Origin of the sequence: Leptospira venezuelensis, assembly GCF_002150035.1 — a bacterium.
Taxonomy (GTDB): domain Bacteria; phylum Spirochaetota; class Leptospiria; order Leptospirales; family Leptospiraceae; genus Leptospira_B; species Leptospira_B venezuelensis.
The window spans coordinates 1,817,638-1,840,223 of the sequence record NZ_NETS01000010.1 but is presented as its reverse complement, the minus strand read 5'-3'; the positions used below and the strand labels follow the sequence as shown (position 1 = coordinate 1,840,223).

The 22,586-nt window shown below is 40.5% G+C and carries 19 protein-coding genes; 9 read left to right on the top strand and 10 right to left on the bottom strand.

Annotated elements, in window-relative coordinates; translation table 11 throughout:
* Positions 1–55: 55 nt before the first annotated feature.
* From B1C82_RS15965 to B1C82_RS15940, 6 genes are all read right to left on the bottom strand, one after another.
* A complete protein-coding gene (locus B1C82_RS15965; RefSeq protein WP_086448471.1) occupies positions 56–451 on the bottom strand; it encodes a DUF6941 family protein in 396 nt (131 codons plus the stop codon).
* Positions 452–470: 19 nt separating this feature from the next.
* Complete coding sequence (locus B1C82_RS15960; RefSeq protein WP_086448470.1) at positions 471–3,245, bottom strand: 2-oxoglutarate dehydrogenase E1 component; 2,775 nt, start codon at positions 3,243–3,245, stop codon at positions 471–473.
* Between the two features lie 12 nt (positions 3,246–3,257).
* On the bottom strand, positions 3,258–4,661 hold the full coding sequence (gene lpdA, locus B1C82_RS15955) for a dihydrolipoyl dehydrogenase (protein ID WP_086448469.1): 1,404 nt from the start codon (positions 4,659–4,661) through the stop codon (positions 3,258–3,260).
* 15 nt (positions 4,662–4,676) lie between these two features.
* A complete protein-coding gene (odhB, locus tag B1C82_RS15950; RefSeq protein WP_167373771.1) occupies positions 4,677–5,927 on the bottom strand; it encodes a 2-oxoglutarate dehydrogenase complex dihydrolipoyllysine-residue succinyltransferase in 1,251 nt (416 codons plus the stop codon).
* A gap of 140 nt (positions 5,928–6,067) precedes the next feature.
* Positions 6,068–8,524, bottom strand: coding sequence for a penicillin-binding protein 1A (locus B1C82_RS15945; RefSeq protein WP_086448467.1), 2,457 nt, complete (start codon positions 8,522–8,524; stop codon positions 6,068–6,070).
* Complete coding sequence (locus B1C82_RS15940) at positions 8,521–9,474, bottom strand: MBL fold metallo-hydrolase (RefSeq protein WP_086448466.1); 954 nt, start codon at positions 9,472–9,474, stop codon at positions 8,521–8,523. Before B1C82_RS15940 ends, B1C82_RS15945 begins: the two co-directional genes overlap by 4 nt.
* Positions 9,475–9,571: 97 nt before the next feature.
* Between B1C82_RS15940 and B1C82_RS15935 the strand changes: the two genes are divergently transcribed.
* Positions 9,572–10,411, top strand: a complete 840-nt coding sequence (locus tag B1C82_RS15935; protein WP_086448465.1) for a rhomboid family intramembrane serine protease — start codon at positions 9,572–9,574, stop codon at positions 10,409–10,411.
* Between the two features lie 11 nt (positions 10,412–10,422).
* On the opposite strand, the gene B1C82_RS15930 is transcribed toward B1C82_RS15935, so the two are convergent.
* Both B1C82_RS15930 and B1C82_RS15925 read right to left on the bottom strand, forming a co-directional pair.
* Positions 10,423–11,217 carry a hypothetical protein gene (locus B1C82_RS15930; RefSeq protein ID WP_086448464.1) on the bottom strand — a complete coding sequence of 265 codons (795 nt, stop codon included), beginning with the start codon at positions 11,215–11,217 and terminating at the stop codon, positions 10,423–10,425.
* Positions 11,214–11,897, bottom strand: coding sequence for an SGNH/GDSL hydrolase family protein (locus B1C82_RS15925; protein WP_086448463.1), 684 nt, complete (start codon positions 11,895–11,897; stop codon positions 11,214–11,216). The genes B1C82_RS15930 and B1C82_RS15925 overlap by 4 nt, the downstream gene beginning before the upstream one ends.
* Before the next feature lie 298 nt (positions 11,898–12,195).
* On the opposite strand from B1C82_RS15925, the gene B1C82_RS15920 reads away from it, so the two are divergent.
* From B1C82_RS15920 to B1C82_RS15905, 4 genes are all read left to right on the top strand, one after another.
* Positions 12,196–13,029 (top strand): lipoate--protein ligase family protein, encoded by an 834-nt coding sequence (locus tag B1C82_RS15920; RefSeq protein WP_086448641.1) that lies wholly within the window; start codon positions 12,196–12,198, stop codon positions 13,027–13,029.
* Positions 13,030–13,053: 24 nt separating this feature from the next.
* Positions 13,054–14,301: a serine hydroxymethyltransferase gene (gene glyA, locus B1C82_RS15915; RefSeq protein ID WP_086448462.1), complete on the top strand. Its 1,248-nt coding sequence runs from the start codon at positions 13,054–13,056 to the stop codon at positions 14,299–14,301.
* 125 nt (positions 14,302–14,426) lie between these two features.
* Complete coding sequence (locus B1C82_RS15910) at positions 14,427–16,400, top strand: hypothetical protein (protein ID WP_086448461.1); 1,974 nt, start codon at positions 14,427–14,429, stop codon at positions 16,398–16,400.
* A gap of 150 nt (positions 16,401–16,550) precedes the next feature.
* Positions 16,551–17,753, top strand: a complete 1,203-nt coding sequence (locus B1C82_RS15905; protein WP_086448460.1) for an acyltransferase family protein — start codon at positions 16,551–16,553, stop codon at positions 17,751–17,753.
* 3 nt (positions 17,754–17,756) lie between these two features.
* On the opposite strand, the gene B1C82_RS15900 is transcribed toward B1C82_RS15905, so the two are convergent.
* Positions 17,757–17,996, bottom strand: a complete 240-nt coding sequence (locus tag B1C82_RS15900; RefSeq protein ID WP_199775801.1) for a GNAT family protein — start codon at positions 17,994–17,996, stop codon at positions 17,757–17,759.
* 12 nt (positions 17,997–18,008) lie between these two features.
* Positions 18,009–18,530 (bottom strand): Pycsar system effector family protein, encoded by a 522-nt coding sequence (locus B1C82_RS15895; protein WP_086448459.1) that lies wholly within the window; start codon positions 18,528–18,530, stop codon positions 18,009–18,011.
* A gap of 237 nt (positions 18,531–18,767) precedes the next feature.
* Here B1C82_RS15895 and B1C82_RS15890 point away from each other — a divergent pair, with 237 nt between their 5' ends.
* From B1C82_RS15890 to B1C82_RS15875, 4 genes are all read left to right on the top strand, one after another.
* Positions 18,768–19,142: a cupin domain-containing protein gene (locus tag B1C82_RS15890; protein WP_086448458.1), complete on the top strand. Its 375-nt coding sequence runs from the start codon at positions 18,768–18,770 to the stop codon at positions 19,140–19,142.
* 249 nt (positions 19,143–19,391) lie between these two features.
* A complete protein-coding gene (locus tag B1C82_RS15885) occupies positions 19,392–20,039 on the top strand; it encodes a hypothetical protein (RefSeq protein WP_086448457.1) in 648 nt (215 codons plus the stop codon).
* Positions 20,032–20,292 (top strand): DUF8156 family protein, encoded by a 261-nt coding sequence (locus tag B1C82_RS15880; RefSeq protein WP_086448456.1) that lies wholly within the window; start codon positions 20,032–20,034, stop codon positions 20,290–20,292. Before B1C82_RS15885 ends, B1C82_RS15880 begins: the two co-directional genes overlap by 8 nt.
* The gene (locus B1C82_RS15875; protein ID WP_086448455.1) at positions 20,289–22,586 is read left to right on the top strand and encodes a DNA polymerase domain-containing protein; all 2,298 of its coding nucleotides are present in this window, start codon (positions 20,289–20,291) and stop codon (positions 22,584–22,586) included. Before B1C82_RS15880 ends, B1C82_RS15875 begins: the two co-directional genes overlap by 4 nt.

Sequence of the window (22,586 nt, the reverse complement as noted above, 5' to 3'; positions counted from 1 at the left end):
TTCGTACAAGAAAACGAAGGAATTCCCAAAGTATTTGGATTCTCCAAAAGGAGGGTTAAACAGGAGGATTTAATTTATCTACCCAGAGAGGGCGACTTCCCACGATTTCCTTTCCTACTTTAAAAAGTAGAATATAACGTCCTTCTTTTGGAAAAACGGCATGGGGGATAGGGATACCAATTTCAACTGGTTCGGAGCCGTTATTTACGCGGATATTTCCTCCGACTCCTATTACTTTTTCACCAGAATCTGCATGTTCTAATTCTAGAGAAAACTCATGATCTCCTGGGGAAAGATTTGTGACACATACATATATTCCCCAAGGAGGAAAGACTACGGGAAATTGTCCGGTAAAGAACTTTGTAAAAGTCCCTATTATACCCTTTTTCCCATTGTCTTCCGAGATAACCCGGTCCGCAAAGACTAATGCTAATAGGACGGGTTCTCCCACGTTATTCGACACTCAAGTTTCAGACAGTGTAAGCGTCTGAAACCAGTTGTTCCTGCTCTTTTGTATGAACTTTCATATGTCCTGCAGCAGGGCTTGCAGATTCTTTTCTTCCGGCATATTTGAGTTTTGTTCCATTAGGAAGAAGATCTTCGAATCTATCTCTTACAAATGTCCAAGCTCCTTGATTTTTAGGCTCTTCTTGGCACCAAACAAAAGTTTTAGCGTTTTTGTAAGTTTTAAGGACTTCTTGGATCTCTTTCGCAGGGAAAGGATAAACCTGTTCTACTCGGATAAGCGCAGTATTTTGCACTTTATTCTCTTCTCTATATTTTAGAAGATCATAATATACTTTTCCAAAGCTGAACACTACCTTCTCTACTTTATCCGCTTTGATCTCAGGTTGATCCGGAAGAACTTCTCTAAACGCTCCTTTTAATAGATCGTCTATCGGAGAAAGTGCTCCAGGGAAACGTAACAAGGATTTAGGAGTGAAGATAATCAGAGGTTTGCGGAAATTACGCAGTATCTGCCTACGAAGCAAATGGAAATACTGAGCAGCATTTGTACAATTTGCCACCTGCATATTATTGTCCGCACATAGTTGTAGGAATCTTTCTATCCTACCAGAACTATGCTCAGGTCCTTGTCCTTCGTATCCATGAGGAAGAAGAATCACAAGGCCGGACATCCTTTGCCATTTCACTTCCGAGCTGGAAAGGAATTGGTCAAAGATCACTTGGGTATTGTTTGCAAAGTCACCGAACTGAGCTTCCCAAAGTACGAGTGCACTTGGATCAGAAAGAGAATAACCGTATTCAAAACCTAACACTGAAAACTCAGATAAGGAAGAGTTAACAACCTCTGCCCTGGCTTGTTTTTCGGAAATATGATTTAGACCTACGTATTTAGCTCCCGAGTTGATATCCACAAGAACTGCATGTCTATGAGAGAATGTTCCACGCTGGCTGTCCTGACCGGAAAGACGAACTCTAAATCCATTTTCCAAAATCGAACCGAAAGAAAGAGCTTCCGCCATTCCGTAATCTAAAGAAGCTTTGCCTTCTGCCATTTCCTTACGGCTTTGCAGTAGTTTTACTAATTTAGGGTTCGGAGTAAAACCTTCAGGAACTGTAGTAATCGCTTTTACGATACGATCAATTTGTTCCGCAAGTAGAGAAGTAGCAGTACCACTATCCAAAGGTTCTTTGGAATATTTCGCCCAAACACCTTGCATGGTATCCACTTTCATCTTGATATCTTGTTCTTTTGCTCTTTGGAAAGAATCCTCTAAACCTTGAGCAGAACCGTTCTTAATGAAGTCTAACTCTTCACCAGTGATGTCCCCGTCATTTATCAACTTTTTCTCATATAGCTGAGCGGTTGGAAGATGACTTTTGATGATGGAATACATCTTAGGCTGAGTGAATGCAGGTTCGTCTGTTTCGTTATGACCCAATCTGCGGTAACAAATCAGATCTATAATAAAGTCTTTTTTGAATTTTTGGCGGTATTCCATTCCGAGTTTGGTTACTCGGTAGACTGCTTCTGGATCATCCCCATTTACGTGAACGATTGGGATTTGATAACCTTTTGCAAGATCAGTTGCGTACAAAGTGGATCTGGATTCATTCGGTAAAGTGGTGAATCCTATCTGGTTATTGATCACAATATGGAAAGTTCCACCAGTAGTATAACCGTCCAGGTTCATTAGGTTGATTGTTTCTGCGACAACACCCTGTCCTGCAAATGCAGCGTCACCATGGATTGTGATCGGCATAAATTTAGAACGATCCTCATCCCCATATTGCTCTTGGCGAGCGCGAACAGAACCTGTAACCACAGGGTTCACTGCTTCCAAGTGACTTGGGTTGAATGCGAGAGAAAGTTTTACTTCCTTTCCACTCGAGGTCATTTTGCTATTAGAATATCCTAAGTGATACTTAACGTCCGCGTAATTTTGAGCGCTTGCGTCAGCCTTCTCTTCGAATTCAGCGAATACTAATGAAGCAGGTTTTTCGATCACGTTCACGAGAACGTTCAAACGTCCCCTGTGAGCCATACCGATCACTAGTCCGTCCATTTTGAAACGTCCTGCTTCTTCTATGATGGTATCTAACATAGGGATCATACTTTCTCCCCCTTCGAGAGAGAAACGTTTTTTACCTACGTATTTTTTAGCTAAGAATGTTTCCAAATGATCCGCTTGGAATAATTTTTCGAACAATCTCAGACGAATACTTTTAGGAAGAGGTGCATGATATTCAGCAGACTCGATCTGATGCTGGAGCCATTCTCTTTCTTCGTCGTTTACAAGATAATATTGCTCGTAACCTACAGTGCTGCAATATGCTTTTTCAAACCAAGCCACAACATCTTTCAGTTTTGCACGACCCAGAGAAGGATTCTGTGTGTCGACTACAGTGTCTAAATCCGCAGGAGTTAAATTTCCTAATTTAGATTCGATAAATTTACGATTCGGTTGAGAAATTCCAAGAGGATCTAATTTTGCTGCTAAGTGTCCCTGTCTACGATAAGCGTTTAACAGGTTGATAATCCCCATCTCTCTGATGGATCCTGCCTGAGCATCTGTGAAGGAAGTGGAAACAGCTGATTTCCCGTTGCCATTTCCATTTCCGTTGGATCCATTAGAATATACACCGTTAGTCTCTACTTCTTGAAAGAACAGAGACCATTCTTTGTCCAGAGAGTTCGGATCCTTCTTAAACTTTTCGTAAAGTTCTTCGAGTAATGCTCCGTTCTCTCCGTATAATGCCATCAATTGTTCGATTTTCATGATCGGATCTCCCTAAGCGTGAATCGCCCACTTGTCTACGGCCATTGCGGCCTCTTTTACGACTTCGGACAATGTAGGATGCGCGTGGAAGGAACGTGCTATATCTTCCGAAGAAGCACCGAACTCTACTGCAACCGCAAGTTCTGCGATCATATCCGAAGCTCTAGGCCCGAATACAAACGCTCCCAATACCTTATCCGTTTTTTTATCTGCTAAAATTTTGACTTGGCCTTCCGCTTCGTTCATAGCCTTAGCTCTTGCATTCGGCTTGAATAATGACTTACCAACTTTGTATTCTACACCCGCAGCTTTAAGTTCTTCTTCACCTTTTCCAACCCAAGCCATTTCAGGCCAGGTATAGATAATGCTTGGAACCGCCGCGTAATTCACATGTCCGGATTGACCTGCTAGTAATTCAGCAAGTGCAACACCTTCTTCTTCTGCCTTATGAGCAAGCATAGGACCGTCTATCACATCACCGATCGCGTAGATACCAGCTGCACTAGTTTGGAAATGAGAATCTACTTTGATTCTTTTTCTTTCTGTTAACTGGACCCCAGCTGCTTCTAATCCGATCCCATCAATGAATGGTTTACGTCCAACCGCAACAAGCACAACGTCTGCATCTAATTCTGATTCTTTTCCGTCAGGTGCAGCAATCTTTACCTTAGCACCTGATTTAGAAGCAGTCGCTCCTAATACCTTATGTTCGAATAAGAAATTAAAACCTTGGGACTCTAAACTTCTCTGCAATAAGCTGCCAAAAGATCTGTCAACTGTAGGCAGAAGCCCTGGTAGGAGTTCCACCACAGTTACTTCTGCTCCGAGTCTTCCCCATACGGAACCTAACTCCAAGCCGATAACTCCTGCACCGATCACGACCAGTTTTTTAGGAACTGTTCTTAGATCGATTGCATGGTCGGAAGTGATAATCGTTTTTCCGTCAACGGGCAGGCTTGGAATATCGATTGGAACAGAACCTGTCGCCAGAACGATATGTTTTGCAGTTAGAACTTCCTTTTTGCCGTCAGCCAAAGCAACTTCTACCTGACCACCACCAAGCAATTTACCAAAACCCTCATAACGAGTGATCTTGTTCTTTTTCATTAAGTAGTCTACACCGTCTGTGACTTCCTTAACGATCGTGTTCTTTCGCTCCATGAGTTTGTTTAGGTCCAGAGTGACTTTGCCAACCCCGATCCCATGGACATCAGTCTTATGCAAAACTTTATGATATTCTTCAGAAGAATCTAAAAGTGCCTTGGAAGGAATACAACCTACGTTCAAGCAGGTTCCTCCCAGGGTTTTTCTTTTTTCGATGATCCCGGTTTTGAGCCCGAGTTGAGCCGATCGGATCGCGCCCACATAACCTCCGGGTCCAGATCCGATTACTAATACGTCGTATTGTTCCGCCATGATTCCTTCTATTCCTTAGACTTCTAAAAGAAGGCGGGTCGGATCTTCGATCGCTTCTTTTACTTTTACGAGGAAGGTTACCGCTTCTTTTCCATCTACAACCCTATGGTCATAAGAAAGAGCAACATACATCATAGGTCGTATCACAATCTGATCGTTTACTACTACTGCACGTTTCACAATATTATGGAGTCCTAAAATTCCACTTTGAGGTGGGTTTAGGATAGGAGTGGACATCATGGATCCGTAGATCCCTCCATTGGAGATGGTGAATGTTCCACCTTCCATATCGGAAAGATCAATTTTTCCATCTTTCACCTTATTTGCGAGGCGAGCGATTTCAGATTCTACTTGAGCGAAACTTAAAAGATCAGCGTCACGAACAATCGGAACTACTAGACCTTTTGGACCTCCAACAGCCACACCGATATCAAAATAGTTTTTATAAACTAGATCCGTACCGCGAATTTCAGCGTTGATTGCAGGAACAAATTTTAAGGCTCCGATCACTGCCTTAGTGAAGAAGCTCATAAATCCTAAATTGATATTGTGAGCGTCTTTGAACTTGTCCTTATACTTAGCTCGGAGATCCATCACGGCTCCCATATCCACTTCGTTAAAAGTAGTGAGAAGCGCTGCGTTATGTTGAGCCGCAACCAAACGATTTGCGATCGTCTGGCGAAGTTTAGTCATAGGTACTACATTTTCTCTTGGAAGATTACTACGAGAAGCAGCCGGAACCGCTTTAGGAATTTCAGGAGAAGGAGCAGACTTAGCCGCTGCCGGCGCCGCAGAAACTGCGGCCGCAGGTGCTGACTGTTTATTTGCAATTGCGTTTAACACGTCTTCTTTTGTGATCTGTCCGTTCTTGCCGGAGCCAGAGATAGAAGCAGGATTTAATCCATTATCATCTATCAATTTGCGAACTGCAGGAGGAAGTGTATCGTTCTGCGCTGCGTTAGTCGTGTTAGTTGGTGCTGTATTTGTTGAGGAAGGAGTGCTTGGAGTAGGAGTGCTTTTTGCAGAGGCAGAAGGGTCAATGATTCCGATCACTTCTTTGATCTTGACCGTCTCCCCCGGTTTCTTGTTAATTTTTTGGAGAACTCCCGCCGAGGGGGCTGGTACCTCCATGGTCACCTTGTCGGTTTCCAATTCCACCAGGACCTCGTCCTGTTCTACTCGTTCGCCTTCTTTTTTTACCCAGTTTGCTATTGTTGCTTCCGTAATGGATTCACCCATTTCGGGAACCTTGATCTCTATCGACATCTTGATCCTACGGAGGTCGGTGTATACGTCCCATTCCGGGACCGCCTCCATTTCACTTTCGGAAAGCGGAAATATTCTGTAAAGTCGTTCTTGTCAAAACGGTGTTTTGGACTAATTTTCGCGCAAGCGACTGGAAATTTTTAGTCTGCTTGCGGTTTAAACTTACGGTCTGTTTTTCCGATCTCTTCGTCGCTGATCTGGTATTCCAATTGGAGGAATTCTCTGAAATCTATTGACTTATGATGGTCCCGATCTCCGTCGCATTGGCGGTTTGCCTGGACAGCTTTTGTCACGCCTGCTACAGTAATTGGCTTTAAGGTCAAGTTCTGGGTAACAGGACATACTCCTGGTTTAGGAGACAATCCATTATACGCACAGGTTCCTCCACCTTGCACTTCTTCAGGCTGTGGATCCAGACCATGCTCATTCTCGAAAGTCGGATAATTTTCACCGTTATAGAAACGACGATACATTTTTCCCCAAATAGGAACTGCAAGAACCCCGGCCGCCTGGCCTCTTCCGAGTGAAATAGAACTCTTATCAAATCCAAGCCAAATAACAGTCGTCAATTTAGGATCGAATCCGCAGTACCAAGCATTTGTAAAAGAAGAAGTGGATCCTGTTTTTCCTGCAGCGACCCCTCTGTAATTTCCTTGGTCAGGAGAATGGAGTCCGTTTGCGGCAGTCCCTCCCATGGCAACCATGGTCAACATTTTACGAAGAATATATGCGGTTCCTTCGCTGATGATCTGAATGGAACCATCTTCTGCTTCTTTGTCTAATTCTTCCCTGACTTTTAGCTCTTCATTATAAATTACGTTTCCTGACTGATCGATCACATATCGAACAGAAAGTGGGATCACATTTCTTCCCTTATTCGCAATGATAGAATATCCGACCGCCATTTCATACGGAGAAAGTTCAGCAATCCCGAGTGCAAGCGCAGGGCTTGGCATAAATCTACTCTTATCAGCCTTTGTTAAGCGAGAAGCAAAATCTATAACCGCATCCGCACCAGTTCTCAAGAATACCTGCACAGAAACAATGTTCAAGGACATGGAAAGCGCTCTGGAAAGAGGAACCATACCTTGGAAGTCCCCGTCAAAATCCTGAGGGGACCAACCTTCTCCTTCTTCCGTCAAAGTGGTCAAAGGCGCATCCATGATCCCAGTTCCGGAACCTACGATACGTTCCGCGATTGCGGCACCATACACAAATGGTTTGAAAGAAGATCCAGTCTGCCTTCTCGCCTGGACCGCTCTGTTGAATTGGTTTTTAGGAGTGAATTCATAACCTCCGACCATTGTTTCTATATAACCGTTAGTATGATCTATTGTGATAGCAGCGCCTTCTACGTGAAGGTTTTTGCCGAAGACAGCAGTTCTTTTCTGGAATTCTGTAAATGCAGCGGACTCATTATCCGCAGGAAGAAGTAAACTGAGCACATCTGCGGAATCGATCAGTTCTTTTTCGAGTGCAACTCTGAAATTTGCCTTATCGTCTAAACGGCTTACGAAAGGAGGAGCCACTGGGAATAAGGAACCGATAAAATTATAAAGACCAACAAGTCCTCGATCTGCACCGCCCGCATAATTTACAGTAACACCAGAAACCAGGTCGTCATGCTTTTTGAGAGCCTTACGAAGTTCATCCTGAGCGATCTCTTGCTTACGAATATCCAGAGTGGTATAAATTTTGAGACCACCACTATAGATCCTATCTTCTCCCAATTCCTTTAATAATCTCTGTCTTACGAATTCAGTAAAATGGGGAGCTCTGTTCAGCTTGGTTCCCCATGTAGATTGAGAAGGAGATTGAGTAATTACGATCGGCCAGTATTTTTCCCAGAATTCATCATGAATGGTCTGGACCTTATCTGATGGAACAAATCCCTGGGAAGCCATAAGTTTTAGAACTTCCAAGTGAGCTCTTTTAGAAGCCGCAGGATTTTTATAAGGAGAATAATCTACAGGAGCCTTAGGAAGTCTTGCAAGAAGTGCAGCTTCTGCCACATCTAAGTCCGAAACATCCTTATGGAAATAAACATCCGCTGCGGACGCAAGACCGGTAGTTCCATGACCTAAATATATTAAGTTAAAATAAATTTCTAATATTTCTTCTTTAGAATATTCTTGTTCTATCTGAAGAGTAAACAGTGCTTCCACGAATTTACGAATAAAGGATTTTTTCCTGTTATTCAAAACCGTTTTAGCTAGCTGTTGAGTAAGAGTGGATCCACCCTGCTTGATCCTACCAGAGATCACATTGACAGCCGCCGCGCGAAGGATTGCGGAGAAATCTATCCCGAAGTGATTGAAAAAGTTATTATCCTCTACCGAAAGGAATGCTTGGACTACATGAGGAGGAATATCTTGGTATTTTAGAAGTTGCTGTTTATGACGATATAACTCTGCATACACCACACCATTGATATCATACAGACGAGTCGGGGTAGTTGGCTGGTAAGAAGCCAAGATTGCAAGTTCTCCCCCCTCGTCTACTTCTGCGATGATGTATCCGAAAAACAGACCGCCCAGTAAGGCTAAGACCAAAAGTGTTTTTGTAGCTCTGTGAATTCCTTCGCTAAATAGATTCATACGAGTTTGAATTTCATTCCTTCTCTAGCCAGTACAATGGATAGGTCCTTAGCTCCAAGATTTTCAGCATGGGTTCTGGCGTCATCCAAGATGATGGCTAAAATTTCGTCAGAATAGGCGGGTTCATGGTGGGTCAAAGCCAGTTTTTTGACCTCCCAGGAAGATGCACAATTGACCGCCATTGTGTAAGCAGTATGGCCCCAGTCGAATTTTTGGAAGGATTCGTCCAGAGTGTATTGAGCGTCCAAAACCAAAAGATCCGCACCTTTAAAGAAAGGTTTTTGCTCCTGGATCAATGGAAAATCCTCTCCGTTGTATTCAGCATCGGTGGCAAAAATAAAACTTTTTCCATTTTCGGTAAATTTGTAAGCGATGGAGCCTCCCGGATGTTTGAGAGCCAGCCATTCAATTTTAACACCACCGATTTCCAGGACTTCTCCCTTTTGGAGCCTGCGGAAATTTCTTTCAGAACCGAAATGATCAAAATGGATTGGGAAAAATCTAGGTTCTTGTTGGTATTTTAATCTTTCCGGAAGATCTTCCAGGGGAGAATAGAAGGTGAACTTATTTCCAGGAATATACATAGGTTTGAAAAACGGGATCCCATGTATATGATCCCAGTGGGTATGAGTGAAAAATACGGAGGCTTCTCCCTTTCCTTGCCCGAATTTTTCTCGGACTAAGTCCTCTCCTAGGACTCTTGCGCCTGTTCCCAAATCTACAACCAGTTCCACACCAGAAGAACCGATGATCCGAACGCAGGTAGTATTTCCACCGACCACATAATTTAGAGGTTCAGGTAACTGATCAAACCATTCTTCGGGAGAAGAGAAAGCTTTTCCCTCTGACTTGGCGACAAGTCTCAAAATGGAAATTACTTTCTCCCTGTATTCCGCGTTTGATAAGGGGGCAGGAATGGAGCCCCGGACTCCGTACAAGAAGATTTCCATCTTAGGAACATTTACTATACTTCGCCCAAACTGTCAAAGGAAACAAAATCCGGATTTAGGTTGTCGTTCGAAAGGAAAAAAGAAAACTAGGGAGGCAATGGCGTCTTTCTCTAGCGGATTCGGTGTCTCAACCTCTCCCCTCGTTCGTAAACTTTTAATCTTAAATATAGCGATTTTTGGGATAGAATTTATCCTAAGCTTGGTGGCCCCTACTATTCTTTTGGCAATCCTTGGACTATTCGGGCTAACTCCTGGCCTAGTCCTAGAAAAGTTTTTCGGCTGGCAATTACTGACTTATAGCTTCTTCCATTCCCCTAATATGCTGATCGGATTCTTATTCGAAATGTTTGCATTTTGGATGTTTGGGTCTGCGTTAGAGTCCCATTGGGGAACCAGGAACTTTTTACGTTATTTTATGTTCTGTATCTTCGGAGGCGGGGTTGCTACGGTTTTAGCGTCTCTGTTCGGATTCCAGCAAGGGACAGTACTCGGAATTTCCGCAGTCCTATACGGGCTAATTACGGCTTACGCATTGATCTGGCCGAATAGAGAGCTGTTGTTTTGGGGAATACTTCCGATCAAAGCAAAGTATCTAGCAATTATCATCCTAGCAGTTTTAGTATTTTTCGGATTACAGGCAGGAACTCCTATCGCGAATGGACTAGGCGGCTTTGCTGCAGGCGGGCTGTACTTCTTATATTATACTAAACTAAAATATAGATTCGGTATTAAATTCCCAAGCTTCTCTTTTTCCAGATGGAGACAAAAAAGAAAAATGGTCCGCTGGCAAGAAGAGATGAAAACAAGAGAAGAGGCAAAAGAAGAAGTGGATCGTCTCTTAGAAAAAATTTCGAAAGAAGGAATGAATTCTCTTAACAAAAAAGAGAAAAAATTCCTGAAAGAAGCTTCCAGTAAGTATTATAGAGCAGAAGATTAATTTTGATCGGCCTACTCAAATGAAAACATCTGCTGATACCCCATCTTAAAGCCCTGATCGTAGGTATTATCCTTTCTCATTCCATACAAACCGCTAAAGAAAACTCTCCCTCCATCTCCTATCTTATACTGAACTCCTGGATGAAGATTAAATGAATCAGAACGGGGAGTTGCAATCGTATCCTCTACCGCCATACGATAGGTAGTTTCCAGGAGAAGTATCCAATTCGAATTTGTTTCATAAGATAAAGTCGCACCCGCTTCCATATATCGATAATATTTTTCTTGGATAGGATCCCTTAATCTGAAATCAGTTTCTCTTTCATATAAACCGAATGCTTGAAACTTTGTTCTACCAAAGTCTAAAACAAAACCTAAATGAGGTCGAACCAAAAGTAAATCTGGATTTCTTTCTCCAATCCAAGGTTCAGATGCAGAAGGTCCGTAAACGTTTACACCCCCTCCTATCGAAAATATTCCGAAAGTATAAAATGTTTTTAGCCCCGCTTTCCACCTATCCCATCCACTCCAAGGAGTAGCCTGAGTAGCATATTGGTCTACGTATCCGTAACCCGCAGAAACAGAAAAATGATCCCCTAATTTCAATTCTCCATCTAATGTAATATTGCGGCTTCTATCATAGTCCGTTGAGTTCCTATATTCTTTTGCACCTGCACTAATTACAAAAATATTATATAGTCCGACCGATTGCCCCCATGCGGGATAAGGGATCACGGCCTTATCAGAAGCTAAAATTTCAGCAACAGGACTAAAGAATACCAGAAGAAACATGAACCTATATTTCATAAGAACTCCAACCAGAACTCAGGCAAGGTCACTCTTAAATACTCCCTTACTCTTTGAGAAAGAATTCCGTATCCCTCCTCAGTCAAGTGACCGCCGTCTAATAACATCTCACTATGGATCAGATCTTCTGGATCGATTCTAGGCAAGAAGGTGACCTTCTCCTTCATTTCTAAATTGATCATAGACGCAACCTTTACTGGCCAAGGAAGTTCTACAGACCACACATTCAAGACGATGATATAGTCACAATGGTTGTTTAATATCTCCAAGGTCTTAAGCTGACGTTCAACAGTGGCGTCGACTTCGTCCCAAGTGGGTTCAAAATTATTCAGAAAATCATTTACGCCGCCATTTAACATACAGGATCTATATCTTCTTGTTTCGGTTCTTGCAGCCTCTTGGATCTCACTAGTCCTTCTACCCGGATACGCCTTCTTATACGTTTCAAATTCAGGGAACTGCTCCTCTACAGGCCAAAAGGCGGAGATACTGTCCCCAAAAAGGGCAAAGCTTGGTTTGTACAATCCAGTTTCTTTAGATTGGATATCCTGATGCTGAACGCATACTCCAAGAAAAAGAGACATACCCAAAACAAAAACGGAAAACCGATTAAAAACTCCCTTGGCCTTCGAAGGTAAAGAAAGAAGGTTCAGCTTCTCCAAGAAATAAATTATATTCATTTTTCATAATGCTCTATAACTTAAGACAAAGCGAAAGAGAAGAATGTTCCCATTTTATCAAAATTCGTTTAACAGTGACCGAAGTTCAACTATACTTAAAGTGCACTTTAATATTATATTTTCATAATTCAATTGGAACACGGTTCATTTTTATTTACACAAGGTGTTCTGAAATATTCCCGGAGTAAGAAATTAAAGAAGAAGATCAAGACTGTTGTTCAAATGGATCAATTAAAGACCACAGTCCGTAGTAAAACCCATGGACGAAAACTATAGTCTGATAGACCTTGGTCTCGAAGTGCGAACTTTTATTCTAGACCAAAAATCCATTAGGACACCTTATTATAATCTAGCTTTGGAAGAAGCGCTAGCAGTCCAACTAGTATCCGGAGGATATTCTGGTGGGGTTCGATTTTGGGAAGGACCCAGGTCCATTATAATGGGTCTCTCTGAAAAACCGGAATTAAGCGCAGGAAAGGAAAACATAGAAAATTTCCTGACAGAATTCCAAAATAGAGAAAGGCCTAAAAAACCCTCCCAAAAAGATCCTGTGTATCTAGCCAGACGAGCGAGCGGCGGCGGGACAGTTGTTCATGAGCCGGGATGGAATTTAAACTTCAGTCTTTTTGTATCCTTGGAAACAAAACCTGAATTGTATCCTGTCTCTAACTCTTATAATATATTTTTAGGCCTGATATCTTCTGCTTTGAACAAACAAGGACTCAAAACAAAATGTAAGGGAAAATCCGACCTGGCAATGGAACTTTCTCCGGATGTATGGAAAAAAATTTCAGGGAATGCTCAGTTCAGAAAGAAGAATTGTATCGTACAACATGGGACCTTGATCCTGGATTCCAGGTTAATTCCATTAGTGTCGGACCTCCTACCCCATCCACCGGAAGAACCCGAATACAGAAAAGGCAGAGCTCATGATGAGTTTGTAACCTCTCTACCTGCCTCATTTTCCCCAGGAAAATTCAAACAAGACCTTTCCCTTTTATTTGCGGATTATCTGGGGGTTGAAATCCTAGGTAACGAGACCGATCCTTCCTTCTTTCGAAACGTTCGCAAGCTGGCAGATCGACTGTTCCAGGAAAAATATTCAAATCTAGGCTATATTCTGGGAGAATGATTCTCTCACACCACCGAGGAAAAAATGAAATACCTTCCCCAACAAGACCCCGAAATTTTCAAAGCCTTACAAGCAGAAGACCAAAGACAGGAACAAAACCTGGAAATGATCGCTTCTGAAAACTTTGTATCCAGACCAGTTCTGGAAGCTTATACTTCTACGCTTACCAATAAATACGCAGAAGGATACCCTGGAAAAAGATATTATAATGGATGTGTAAACGCTGACGCAGTTGAGACCTTGGCGATAGAAAGAGCCAAAAAGATCTTTAAAGCAGAATATGCAAACGTTCAGCCTCACTCTGGAGCACAGGCAAATATGGCAGTCTTCTTGGCTACCATGGAACCTGGAGATTCTTTCCTAGGAATGAATCTGGCTCACGGAGGACATTTAACTCATGGTTCTCCAGTTAATATCAGCGGAAAATACTATAAACCGATCCCTTACGGTGTGGATCCTAAAACGGAAACGATTGATTATGATGCTCTTGCATCTCTTGCAAAAGAACATAAGCCAAAATTAATCGTAGCAGGTGCTTCCGCATATTCCAGAACAATCGATTTTGATAAGTTTGCTGAAATTGCAAAGTCTGTAGGCGCAAAACTTATGGCGGATATCGCACATATTTCCGGGTTAGTCGCTACAGGATATCACCCTTCTCCAATCGATAGCTTTGATTATGTTACTACCACAACCCATAAAACCCTTAGAGGGCCAAGAGGTGGATTAATTCTTTCTAAATTAGAAAATGAGAAAGTATTAAACTCCAGAGTATTCCCAGGGATCCAGGGTGGACCTTTAATGCATGTAATCGCTGCAAAAGCGGTAGCATTCGGAGAAGCTTTGACTCCTGATTATAAAAAGTATATTGAAACAGTACTTGCAAACGCAAAAGTTTTGGCAGAAGTTTTTGTAAAAAGAGGATTCAGAGTAGTGAGCGGTGGAACAGACAACCATTTAGTTCTACTCGATGTTTCTGTAAAAGGTCTAACCGGTGCAAAAGCGGCTGATGGATTGGACGAAGTGGGAGTTACCGTGAACAAAAACGCGATCCCATTTGACAAAAATCCTCCCGCAGTTGCTTCCGGAATTCGTTTAGGAACTCCTGCGCTAACTACCAGAGGACTCAAGCCTGCTGATATTGAAAAAGTAGGAAATTTGATCTGCGATTTCTTGGACAACCCGGATGACGAAAAAACAAAGGAAAAAGTCAAGGCTGGCGTAAAAGAGATCACCCAACAATTCCCGATGACCAATTTCAGATTGGATTAAAATTATCAGACTTCTCCGGGATTTTTCCGGAGAAGTCATCCAAGCTTTCTCGAATTCTTTCCGTTCCTCCGCTCCAAACCAAGTAAACATCTTGACTACTTTATAATTCTATTTACTATTTTTGCATGCTCATATTAGGTCAGGATTCCGGAAACCCTATCCTGATTTGGCCAGAATTCTCTTGGACTCCAGTTATCAGTGGAGCAATCTTTTTAGTCCTTCTATTCGCGGTAATCTATCTATTACAACGCTATTTACGCAGACAGAACCAACTCGCGTTAGAACATAGAGCTAAGATTGTATCTAAACTACAACTTCATCACTTTAATTCCAAAGACACGAATCTTTTCCACACATTCTTAGATCGGGTTGATAACTCAGATCTAAAACGATTGGCAGATGATCCGTCTTGGTATCGAAAATATTTTCTTCCTGAATTTTTGCAATTCCTCGCAGAACAAAGCAATCTCCCCGCTTGGAAAGATATCTTGATCGTGCATACTTTGGATCATTTGATAGAAGATCATAAGGCCACTGCCAAAAACTTTATCACTGCTATTATAGAAACAGACTCCCAAGAAAGATTTCCAGCCTTATTAGGGATCCAAGAATTAGATGAGAATTCTTTAAATAGAGCAATTCGCGCCAGAATCTATACTAAAAAAGTAGGAGCTACATTCTCCCTTACAAGATACGAAAGAATGCAGATCTTAGTTCCAGACGAGAGCAAACAATGGCTTAAATCAGAAGCGATATTGATCTCTCAAGAAGGTACAAATCTTACATTACAGATCAAAACCTCTCCAGAACTAGACGAAAAGAAAAGCGAAGAATGGGCTGAATCTCCTAAAACAAGTCCTGCCGGCCCTGCTCATTCTGGAGCAATGCCAGAAGAATACACAAACAGTCTTGCTCAAATTTTAGAATATTCAGGACTAAACCCAAACGTTTGCGAAGAAATCACTAGACTTGTAACCGCATACAAAGAACATCCGGGTTTAACACGCCAAAGACATAGGCAAGAAGATTATAAAATATTAATACGACTATACAAAGTTTGTTTCATAAAATTCCGCTCGCAAGCAGCACATATCCCCAAGCCTGTTCTTCTATTTATATACTTTTTTTTCTTGGACGAGGGCTTGGTCTCCGCAAAACGGTTGCAAGACCTGGAACAATCGATCGCCACACTAAAATCCTCGGCACATGATCGCCATTATCAGGAAGTAAAACTTTCTATTCATCTTCTCCCGGACTGGTTAAACCTAATACTCACAGGTAAAAAGAATCCTTCCCAAAATCATTTCGGACAAACCTACGATCAGATCCAAAAATCGAATCTACGCTGGAACCAAGAAGCAGAATCAAAGAATATTATGAATAAAGAATATCTTTTGCATATTCTGGACTGGGAATTGGAAAATATTCTTTATATGGGTTTATTAGGAGTGTCTTTAAATCCGAACTTTGCTTACCCGATTCTGTCTGAAGATCAATTTTATGGAGCAACTGAATCTAATCTGACTTTCCCGGATAAAATTTTATCAAATGCGGAAAGAGTTTCAAAAATAGATACTAGCATTTTTCACAGAGAAGTAAGTGTAACTTCCCATACAGATCCAAACAAAACAGATCAATATAGAAAGGAATTTTATGCTGATTGTATTCTTCTACCCTATAGCGGAAATAGAGGAGTTCTCTGGCAAGAAACAAGTGTAGGCAACCAAGATTATAGTAGATTATTATTTCCAGTAGTCATGACAGAGAACGCAACCCTAGTAGTTACGAAAACCTTAGGAGAATTTCGCTGGGAAACGGAAAGAACCTTAAAAGGTAGAAAATGGAAAGATCCTATCCCTGCGTCTCTGACCTCAGAATATTATTCCTATTTAGAAAATTTCGAAAGAAATCCCAACCTAACTCCGGAAGCTAAAAAAAGAATAGAGCAACAATGGGTAAAGGTCGGAAAAAATATAAAGGATATGTTTAGCATAGACTATGCCTATTGGATCCTTCTGGAAGCAGAAGGAAAACCGAGACTCAATCGGGCCATCAGGGAAATCCTAAATCGATTTGTTCCTATCAAGATTAAGATGTGATTTGATTCCGGATCACATTATCTCGTTTTAACCGAACGAAACGTTAAAATTAAAATCCAAAAATAAGTTTTCAATTTAAGGTCCTTCCCTTTTATATTGTAACGCCGATCCGATATTCGGTTTTAGAAACAAAAAAATAAGAGATTCGAATTGAAATACCTATTCTCCAAAAATGAGTCCGAATTACCCGCTTTAAACGGCCTAAGGGCCTTATCTATCTTCCTAGTAATTATTTATCATATGTGGGACCATGCAGAAAAGGTCCATTTATTAAACTATGAATATTCTTTAACAAAGATCGTTTTCCACAATTTCCGGACAGGTGTAGATTTATTTTTTATCCTCAGCGGGTTTCTTATCTATAGTGGATTATTGGAGGAAAAAAAGAGAACAAACACATTGAATCTAAAGATGTTTTATCTAAAGAGAACTCTTAGGATCATGCCTGCTTATTATATCTGCCTAATTATTACTTATTTTCAGTCCAGGAATCTATTAAATTTTTATCAATCACATCCAGATCTTGCTCCAAATGGTATTGCGGGAATACAAAAATTAGCCACGACGATTTCCACTTCCTGGGCAGATTTTTTTTATATTTCAAATTATTTTAATCATAGACTCTTCCTTTACGGCTGGTCTTTATCCATCGAGGAACAATTCTATTTAGTGATACCTGGTCTATGTCTTTTATTCTTCTTTAAAATCTCTGATAAAATTAGAAGGATCTCACTACTTGGATTATTTTTTGTACCGTTAATCATAAGAATTTTCTATATGTTTTTGGGATTCAAAGAAGGAATCGTGCTCTATCATACCGAAACCAGATTCGATACCATAATTTGTGGAATGCTGATCGCTGAGTTATTTTTTTGGAAACCTGATTTTTTTAAATTATGGAACTCTAAAATTCCTTATTTGTTAGGATTCGGAGCAATCTTATTCTTAAGTTTTGGTTATTTAACGGAACGAGCCGGCTGGGGTTTAGTATTCAATTTTACCGGATTTCATCTAGGATACTCTTCCTTATTCATACTTTCATTATGGGAAGGCGGAATTATCAATCGGTTCTTTAGTCTTTCCATTTTCAGACCTTTTTCAAGGATCAGTTACACAATGTATTTATGGCATACACCTTGTACTGCAATTGCGCTTGGAATTATTTTTGGAACAAAAATTCCAGAAAGTTTAGCCTGGAGATCATTTTGGCTGACTGGGGCTTTTGCGGTCATAGTCTCTTTCTTAGTTTGTATCCCTATATTTTACGTAACTGAAAGACCTTTCTTGCTTCTAAGAGATTATCTAATCAAAAGAATGAAGAAAAAGAAAAACGAAGCAGCGGTTCTGAACTAAAGTTTATCTTTCGTTCCTTCTCCAGTCTTCCCTGGTCAAAAGGTAAACTTTGCAGTCATCCAATCCAAACCTGCGGTTTTCTAAAAATTTGAATCCAAATCTTTCGTAAAACTTGTGGGCCCTAAGATTTTTAGCAAGCGGGTCCACAAGAATTGAATGAATTGAATTCTTAGAAAAACATTTTTCTAAGGTTTTTAGATCTCCATAGTTTGCGATTCGAAGGACAATCTCAGATCCTTTCATAGAAAAATCTTATTAGAGAATTCCTTTAATTTCCAGGAATATTAAGACCATGGAAGAAGTTACTCCTACTAAAAGGCAACGGTAGCTCCATCTCAAATATCTATATTTTGTAAAGTAGAGGGATCTTCCTAACTCATACAGATCTCGAGTCAGAGCTTCATACAAAGAAGAATCTTCCGAAGCGATTTCTTCCATCTTATTCATAAATTCTTTTTCACTCATAGGAGCAAAATGCCCGAAAAACAAAGGATTCGACTTACCATTCTTTTTCTGTTTGAATGTGGGCATTACAGCAAGTATAGCTAAGCTCGCCGCAACTACGATAAATACCATCAAGGTTAATAAACCTGTTCTATAGGTAGGTCTTTGAACATATCCTAAGGAAAGTGAAAGTATTACAAAAGATGCAGCGATCAGAATGTTGGCCTTCTGATCTGCCATCTGACTGAGTTGAGAATGATGTTGGTGAACGGTCCTAAAAAGATAATCCACTGCAGAGCGCGCACGGACCGTTTTGAAATGATCTGATTCCATAGCTCCAAGGATTTAGGAAAAATTTTTTCGACAAGACATAAATCAAACCCGAGAAGCCTTAGCTGTTTGTTCTACTTAAACTATGCGCAACAAGATGCTCTCATATAACATATATTTATTCTGTTATATGGAATGGAGCTTTCCCTTCCTTTTCCCAAAAGCAAAATCAGAAAATCGAGCCTTTCTTTCTATATACGGAAGCAAAGACTCCAATTTCAACGTAAAAGGTAAAATCACATGTCGGATCATAAAATGCAAAGAGGAAGTTTAAATTCTCCGAACGATGTAGTTCGGTTCGGTTTAATAAAAAAAGAAGAAGTAGTTCTAGACGGTGTGATCGTGCATCGAGTAACATTTGATGTAGGTGCAAAATGGTCAAAAGATCTAAAACCAGTTGCTGGAACAGAAAGTTGCCTGCTCCCCCATGTTGCCTATGTTCAATCCGGTAAATTACATGTGGTAATGGATGATGGAAGCGAAGACGAGTTTGGCCCGAATGATATAATGTTATTGCCTCCCGGACATGATGCCTGGTCTGTAGGAGATCAACCTTGCGTGTTCATAGAATTTTCCGCGGGTGGCGATATTTACGAACATAACCACAAACATTGATACAAAAGCGGAATTTTGTCTTTTCCAAAATTCCGCTTCCGATTATCAATTCGACATTTATATTATAAATTTTTAATGTAATAGATATCAATGGAATCCATAACGGAACAACTGTTGATATAAAAATCTCCAGATTCCGTGGAATTCCGACATAATCCGAATTTTAGCCCAAAGACCAAGCTTCTCTTTTTGTAATTCCTATACCTCAAATCACTTTACATTTTTTAACATATCATTTATATAGTATATATGTATTTAGGTCCCCTGGAGGGTTTCCAAGACCAGTTGTTTCGCCCTGTTCTAGGTTGGAGCAGGGACAATGTCGGACTCTTAACAGGAAGACAGGGAATCTATAAATTGGCGCTTCTTTGGCAATATGCTTTTGCAGTTTCAGGATTCCAAGTTTTCAATTTGGACTGCGCCATTCGTTTTGACGTATTCACGATTACAGAAGAGACCAGAAAAAGAAGAGTTTCTCCCGAGGCACTTTTAGAAAAGATCTTAGTCCAGAGAGCATTCACTCCTTATCAAATCTTGGACTCTGTCCAGGAAATTTATACTTCTACAAAAGAGAATACCATTTATTTCGTTTTAGCTCCATGCAAACAATTCTTCGATGGAGATGTTCAAGACGACGAGGGGCTTTTTCTTTTAGAAAAATTAGTATTACTATTGGAACGTATACGCTCCAGGCAGATTCCAATCGTTCTCGTAGAATCTACAAAATACACCCATCCCAGTTTTCAAAAAATTTTTCCCAAGTTGGTTGAACTCTCTGAAGACCTTTGGGAACTAAATGTGGTAGAAGGTCATTCTTACCTAAAGATCAGAAAAGCAAAATCTATATCTGAAATTGAAACAGATCCGAATCCCAAGCAGGAGTTTATTTATGGGTAGGACGGTTATTCCATATTCTAGGCAAATGCAATACATTGAATCTAGCTTAGGGCAATACCGAAGAGGACTTCGCAAACCGGATCAGGAAATTTTTGATGAATTGATCCGAACTGCAAAATTACAAGTGCAAGCTGGAGTAATGGCGTCTTCTCCTTATCCAATCGATATCATGCTTCTTACAATGATGATAGATCTGAAAAAAGAAATTCACAAATTGAAAAAGGAAATGGAAACTCTTCGGAAATCGGAATGAACCTCCAAACTGCTAAAGGATATTTGTTCGACGTTTACCATGCGGAGGACATCGTATATCTTTGGCTAAAAAACAAAGAAGGTGAATCTAAACTCTTTTTAGATAAATTTAATCCAATCATATATGCAAGAGGAGAAGCGGATTTACTTAAAAAATTAGTAAAACGCCTTTTCGAGTTAGATGCGATTGTAGATATTCCTGTTTACGAAAACAGAAACCTATTCTACGAAAACAAAACAGTTCCAGTCCTAAAAATTATCATCACCAGACCTTCTATCTTACCTAAAATCAGTCGCAAATTATTTGCTCTGTATGGCAAATTCGAGATCTATCACTCAGATCTAGATCTTCCCACAAGCTATATGTTCCAAAAAGGTCTATTTCCCTTATGCAAAATGGAGATTGATTACACAGAAGATCCCGGGGCAAAAAGGGTCGTGAATATTAGGACTCAAGATTCTCCCTTAGAAATGGATTATGAGGTTCCTAAATTTAAGATCATGCATTTGGACCTCAAAAAAAGCCATAGGATCGGCATAGAAAATAATCCATTGATAGTTCGCACAGACACCGATTACCACGAATTATCCGGAACAAATCCAAAAAGACTATTAGAAAAATTAGATATACTATTAAGGGAAGAAGATCCAGACATTCTTCTAACCAGATATGGGGACCAAGTCATTCTCCCTTATTTGTTCTACCAATCACAAAGGCAGGGATTTCTTCCGGCTTTGGATAGGGATAGGACAACTCCTATCCGAAGAAATATCAGCACCAAGGGAACCAGTTATTTTACTTATGGAAATATAGTATTTCGTGCACCTTCCTATCCATTATTTGGGAGATGGCATATAGATTCTAAAAACAGCTTCGTATATAAAGAAGCGGATCTAATGGGAGTCGTGGAACTCGCAAGGCTTTCCAGGCTTCCTATGCAAAAGATGGCAAGAGCATCTACAGGGAAGGCACTCACTTATATTGAAACAGATGTAGCATTAAGAAGAGGCTATTTAGTTCCTTGGCAGAAAAGTGCGGTAGAAGCTCCAAAAACCGCACTTCAATTATTGGAAGCAGATAAAGGAGGATTAGTTTTTCAACCAGACATTAGCTATGGAAAGACGGCGGAGAATGTTGCACAATTGGATTTTGCTCAGATGTATCCAAGCATCATGGCAATGCATAATATTTCTCCAGAGTGTGTGAATTGTCTATGTTGCGTTAACGACAAGACAGTTCCCAAGGCTCCAGACATAGGATATCGTATATGTAATAAACGTAAAGGAGTTGTATCGGAAGCCTTGGAGCATGTGTTAGAAAGAAGAGCCTATTACAAAAAACAATCAAAGATCACTTCAGGGCGTCTGTTAGAAGATTATGAAGCAAAACAAGCCAGTTTAAAATGGATGTTAGTTACTTCTTTCGGATATTTAGGTTATAGAAATGCGAAATTCGGAAGATTGGAAAGCCATGAAAGTGTAAATGCATTCGGAAGGGAAAAACTTCTAATTGCAAAAGAAACTGCGGAAGAGTTCGGCTATGAATTCGTTCACGCAATTACCGACAGTATATTTATCAAACACTATAATTCTTCTTCTTTAAGTGCAGCCGAGCTGGATTCTTTATGTTTAGAAATACAAAAACGGACAGGGATCCGCATGGAAGTGGATGGGATCTATACTTGGTTACTTTTTCCGCCATCTAGCCAAGATTCTGATATGCCGGTTGCCAACAGATATATGGGAAGATTTCAATCTGGAAAATTGAAATGCAGAGGAATAGGAGCCAGAAGGAAAGATTTACCTCACTTTATAACAAGAGCCCAAAGTGAAATGTTAGAGTGGATGAAAACCAAGGTAACGATCCAAGAACTAAAAAATTCTGAACCAGAAATTTTATCCATATACCATAAATACGATTCTATTATCCGGCAAGATCTAATCTCTCCAGAAGATCTGCTCCTCGTTAAGTCCAGCTCAAGAGAATTAGAAGAATACGAAGTAATGGGAGCCACCGCTCTTTCCATGATGAAATTGAAGGAATTTGGGATGGATGTGCAAGCGGGAGAAAAAATAAAATACTTAGTATTGAACCAAAAATCAAAAACTAAGGATAGAAGGTACATGCCGGAAGAAGAATTACAACTCTATCCGAACAAGATCAAAAAAACAGGTTTTGATAAAGAATATTATAGAAAAATGTTAGTTGGTGCATTCAGGGAAGTTTGGGCAGAATTTGCATCATTTGCCGATTTTGATTCTCTCACAGATCCTCAGGGTAGGTTCAATTTCTAA

Coding starts and splice junctions, on each gene's coding strand:
- B1C82_RS15890 (WP_086448458.1), top strand. CDS start 18,768: ATGTCGGATCATAAAATGCAAAGAGGAAGTTTAAATTCTCCGAACGAT.
- odhB (WP_167373771.1), bottom strand. CDS start 5,927: ATGTCGATAGAGATCAAGGTTCCCGAAATGGGTGAATCCATTACGGAA.
- B1C82_RS15885 (WP_086448457.1), top strand. CDS start 19,392: ATGTATTTAGGTCCCCTGGAGGGTTTCCAAGACCAGTTGTTTCGCCCT.
- B1C82_RS15960 (WP_086448470.1), bottom strand. CDS start 3,245: ATGAAAATCGAACAATTGATGGCATTATACGGAGAGAACGGAGCATTA.
- B1C82_RS15945 (WP_086448467.1), bottom strand. CDS start 8,524: ATGAATCTATTTAGCGAAGGAATTCACAGAGCTACAAAAACACTTTTG.
- B1C82_RS15880 (WP_086448456.1), top strand. CDS start 20,032: ATGGGTAGGACGGTTATTCCATATTCTAGGCAAATGCAATACATTGAA.
- B1C82_RS15895 (WP_086448459.1), bottom strand. CDS start 18,530: ATGGAATCAGATCATTTCAAAACGGTCCGTGCGCGCTCTGCAGTGGAT.
- B1C82_RS15875 (WP_086448455.1), top strand. CDS start 20,289: ATGAACCTCCAAACTGCTAAAGGATATTTGTTCGACGTTTACCATGCG.
- B1C82_RS15940 (WP_086448466.1), bottom strand. CDS start 9,474: ATGGAAATCTTCTTGTACGGAGTCCGGGGCTCCATTCCTGCCCCCTTA.
- B1C82_RS15935 (WP_086448465.1), top strand. CDS start 9,572: ATGGCGTCTTTCTCTAGCGGATTCGGTGTCTCAACCTCTCCCCTCGTT.
- B1C82_RS15910 (WP_086448461.1), top strand. CDS start 14,427: ATGCTCATATTAGGTCAGGATTCCGGAAACCCTATCCTGATTTGGCCA.
- B1C82_RS15930 (WP_086448464.1), bottom strand. CDS start 11,217: ATGAAATATAGGTTCATGTTTCTTCTGGTATTCTTTAGTCCTGTTGCT.
- B1C82_RS15900 (WP_199775801.1), bottom strand. CDS start 17,996: ATGAAAGGATCTGAGATTGTCCTTCGAATCGCAAACTATGGAGATCTA.
- B1C82_RS15925 (WP_086448463.1), bottom strand. CDS start 11,897: ATGAATATAATTTATTTCTTGGAGAAGCTGAACCTTCTTTCTTTACCT.
- lpdA (WP_086448469.1), bottom strand. CDS start 4,661: ATGGCGGAACAATACGACGTATTAGTAATCGGATCTGGACCCGGAGGT.
- glyA (WP_086448462.1), top strand. CDS start 13,054: ATGAAATACCTTCCCCAACAAGACCCCGAAATTTTCAAAGCCTTACAA.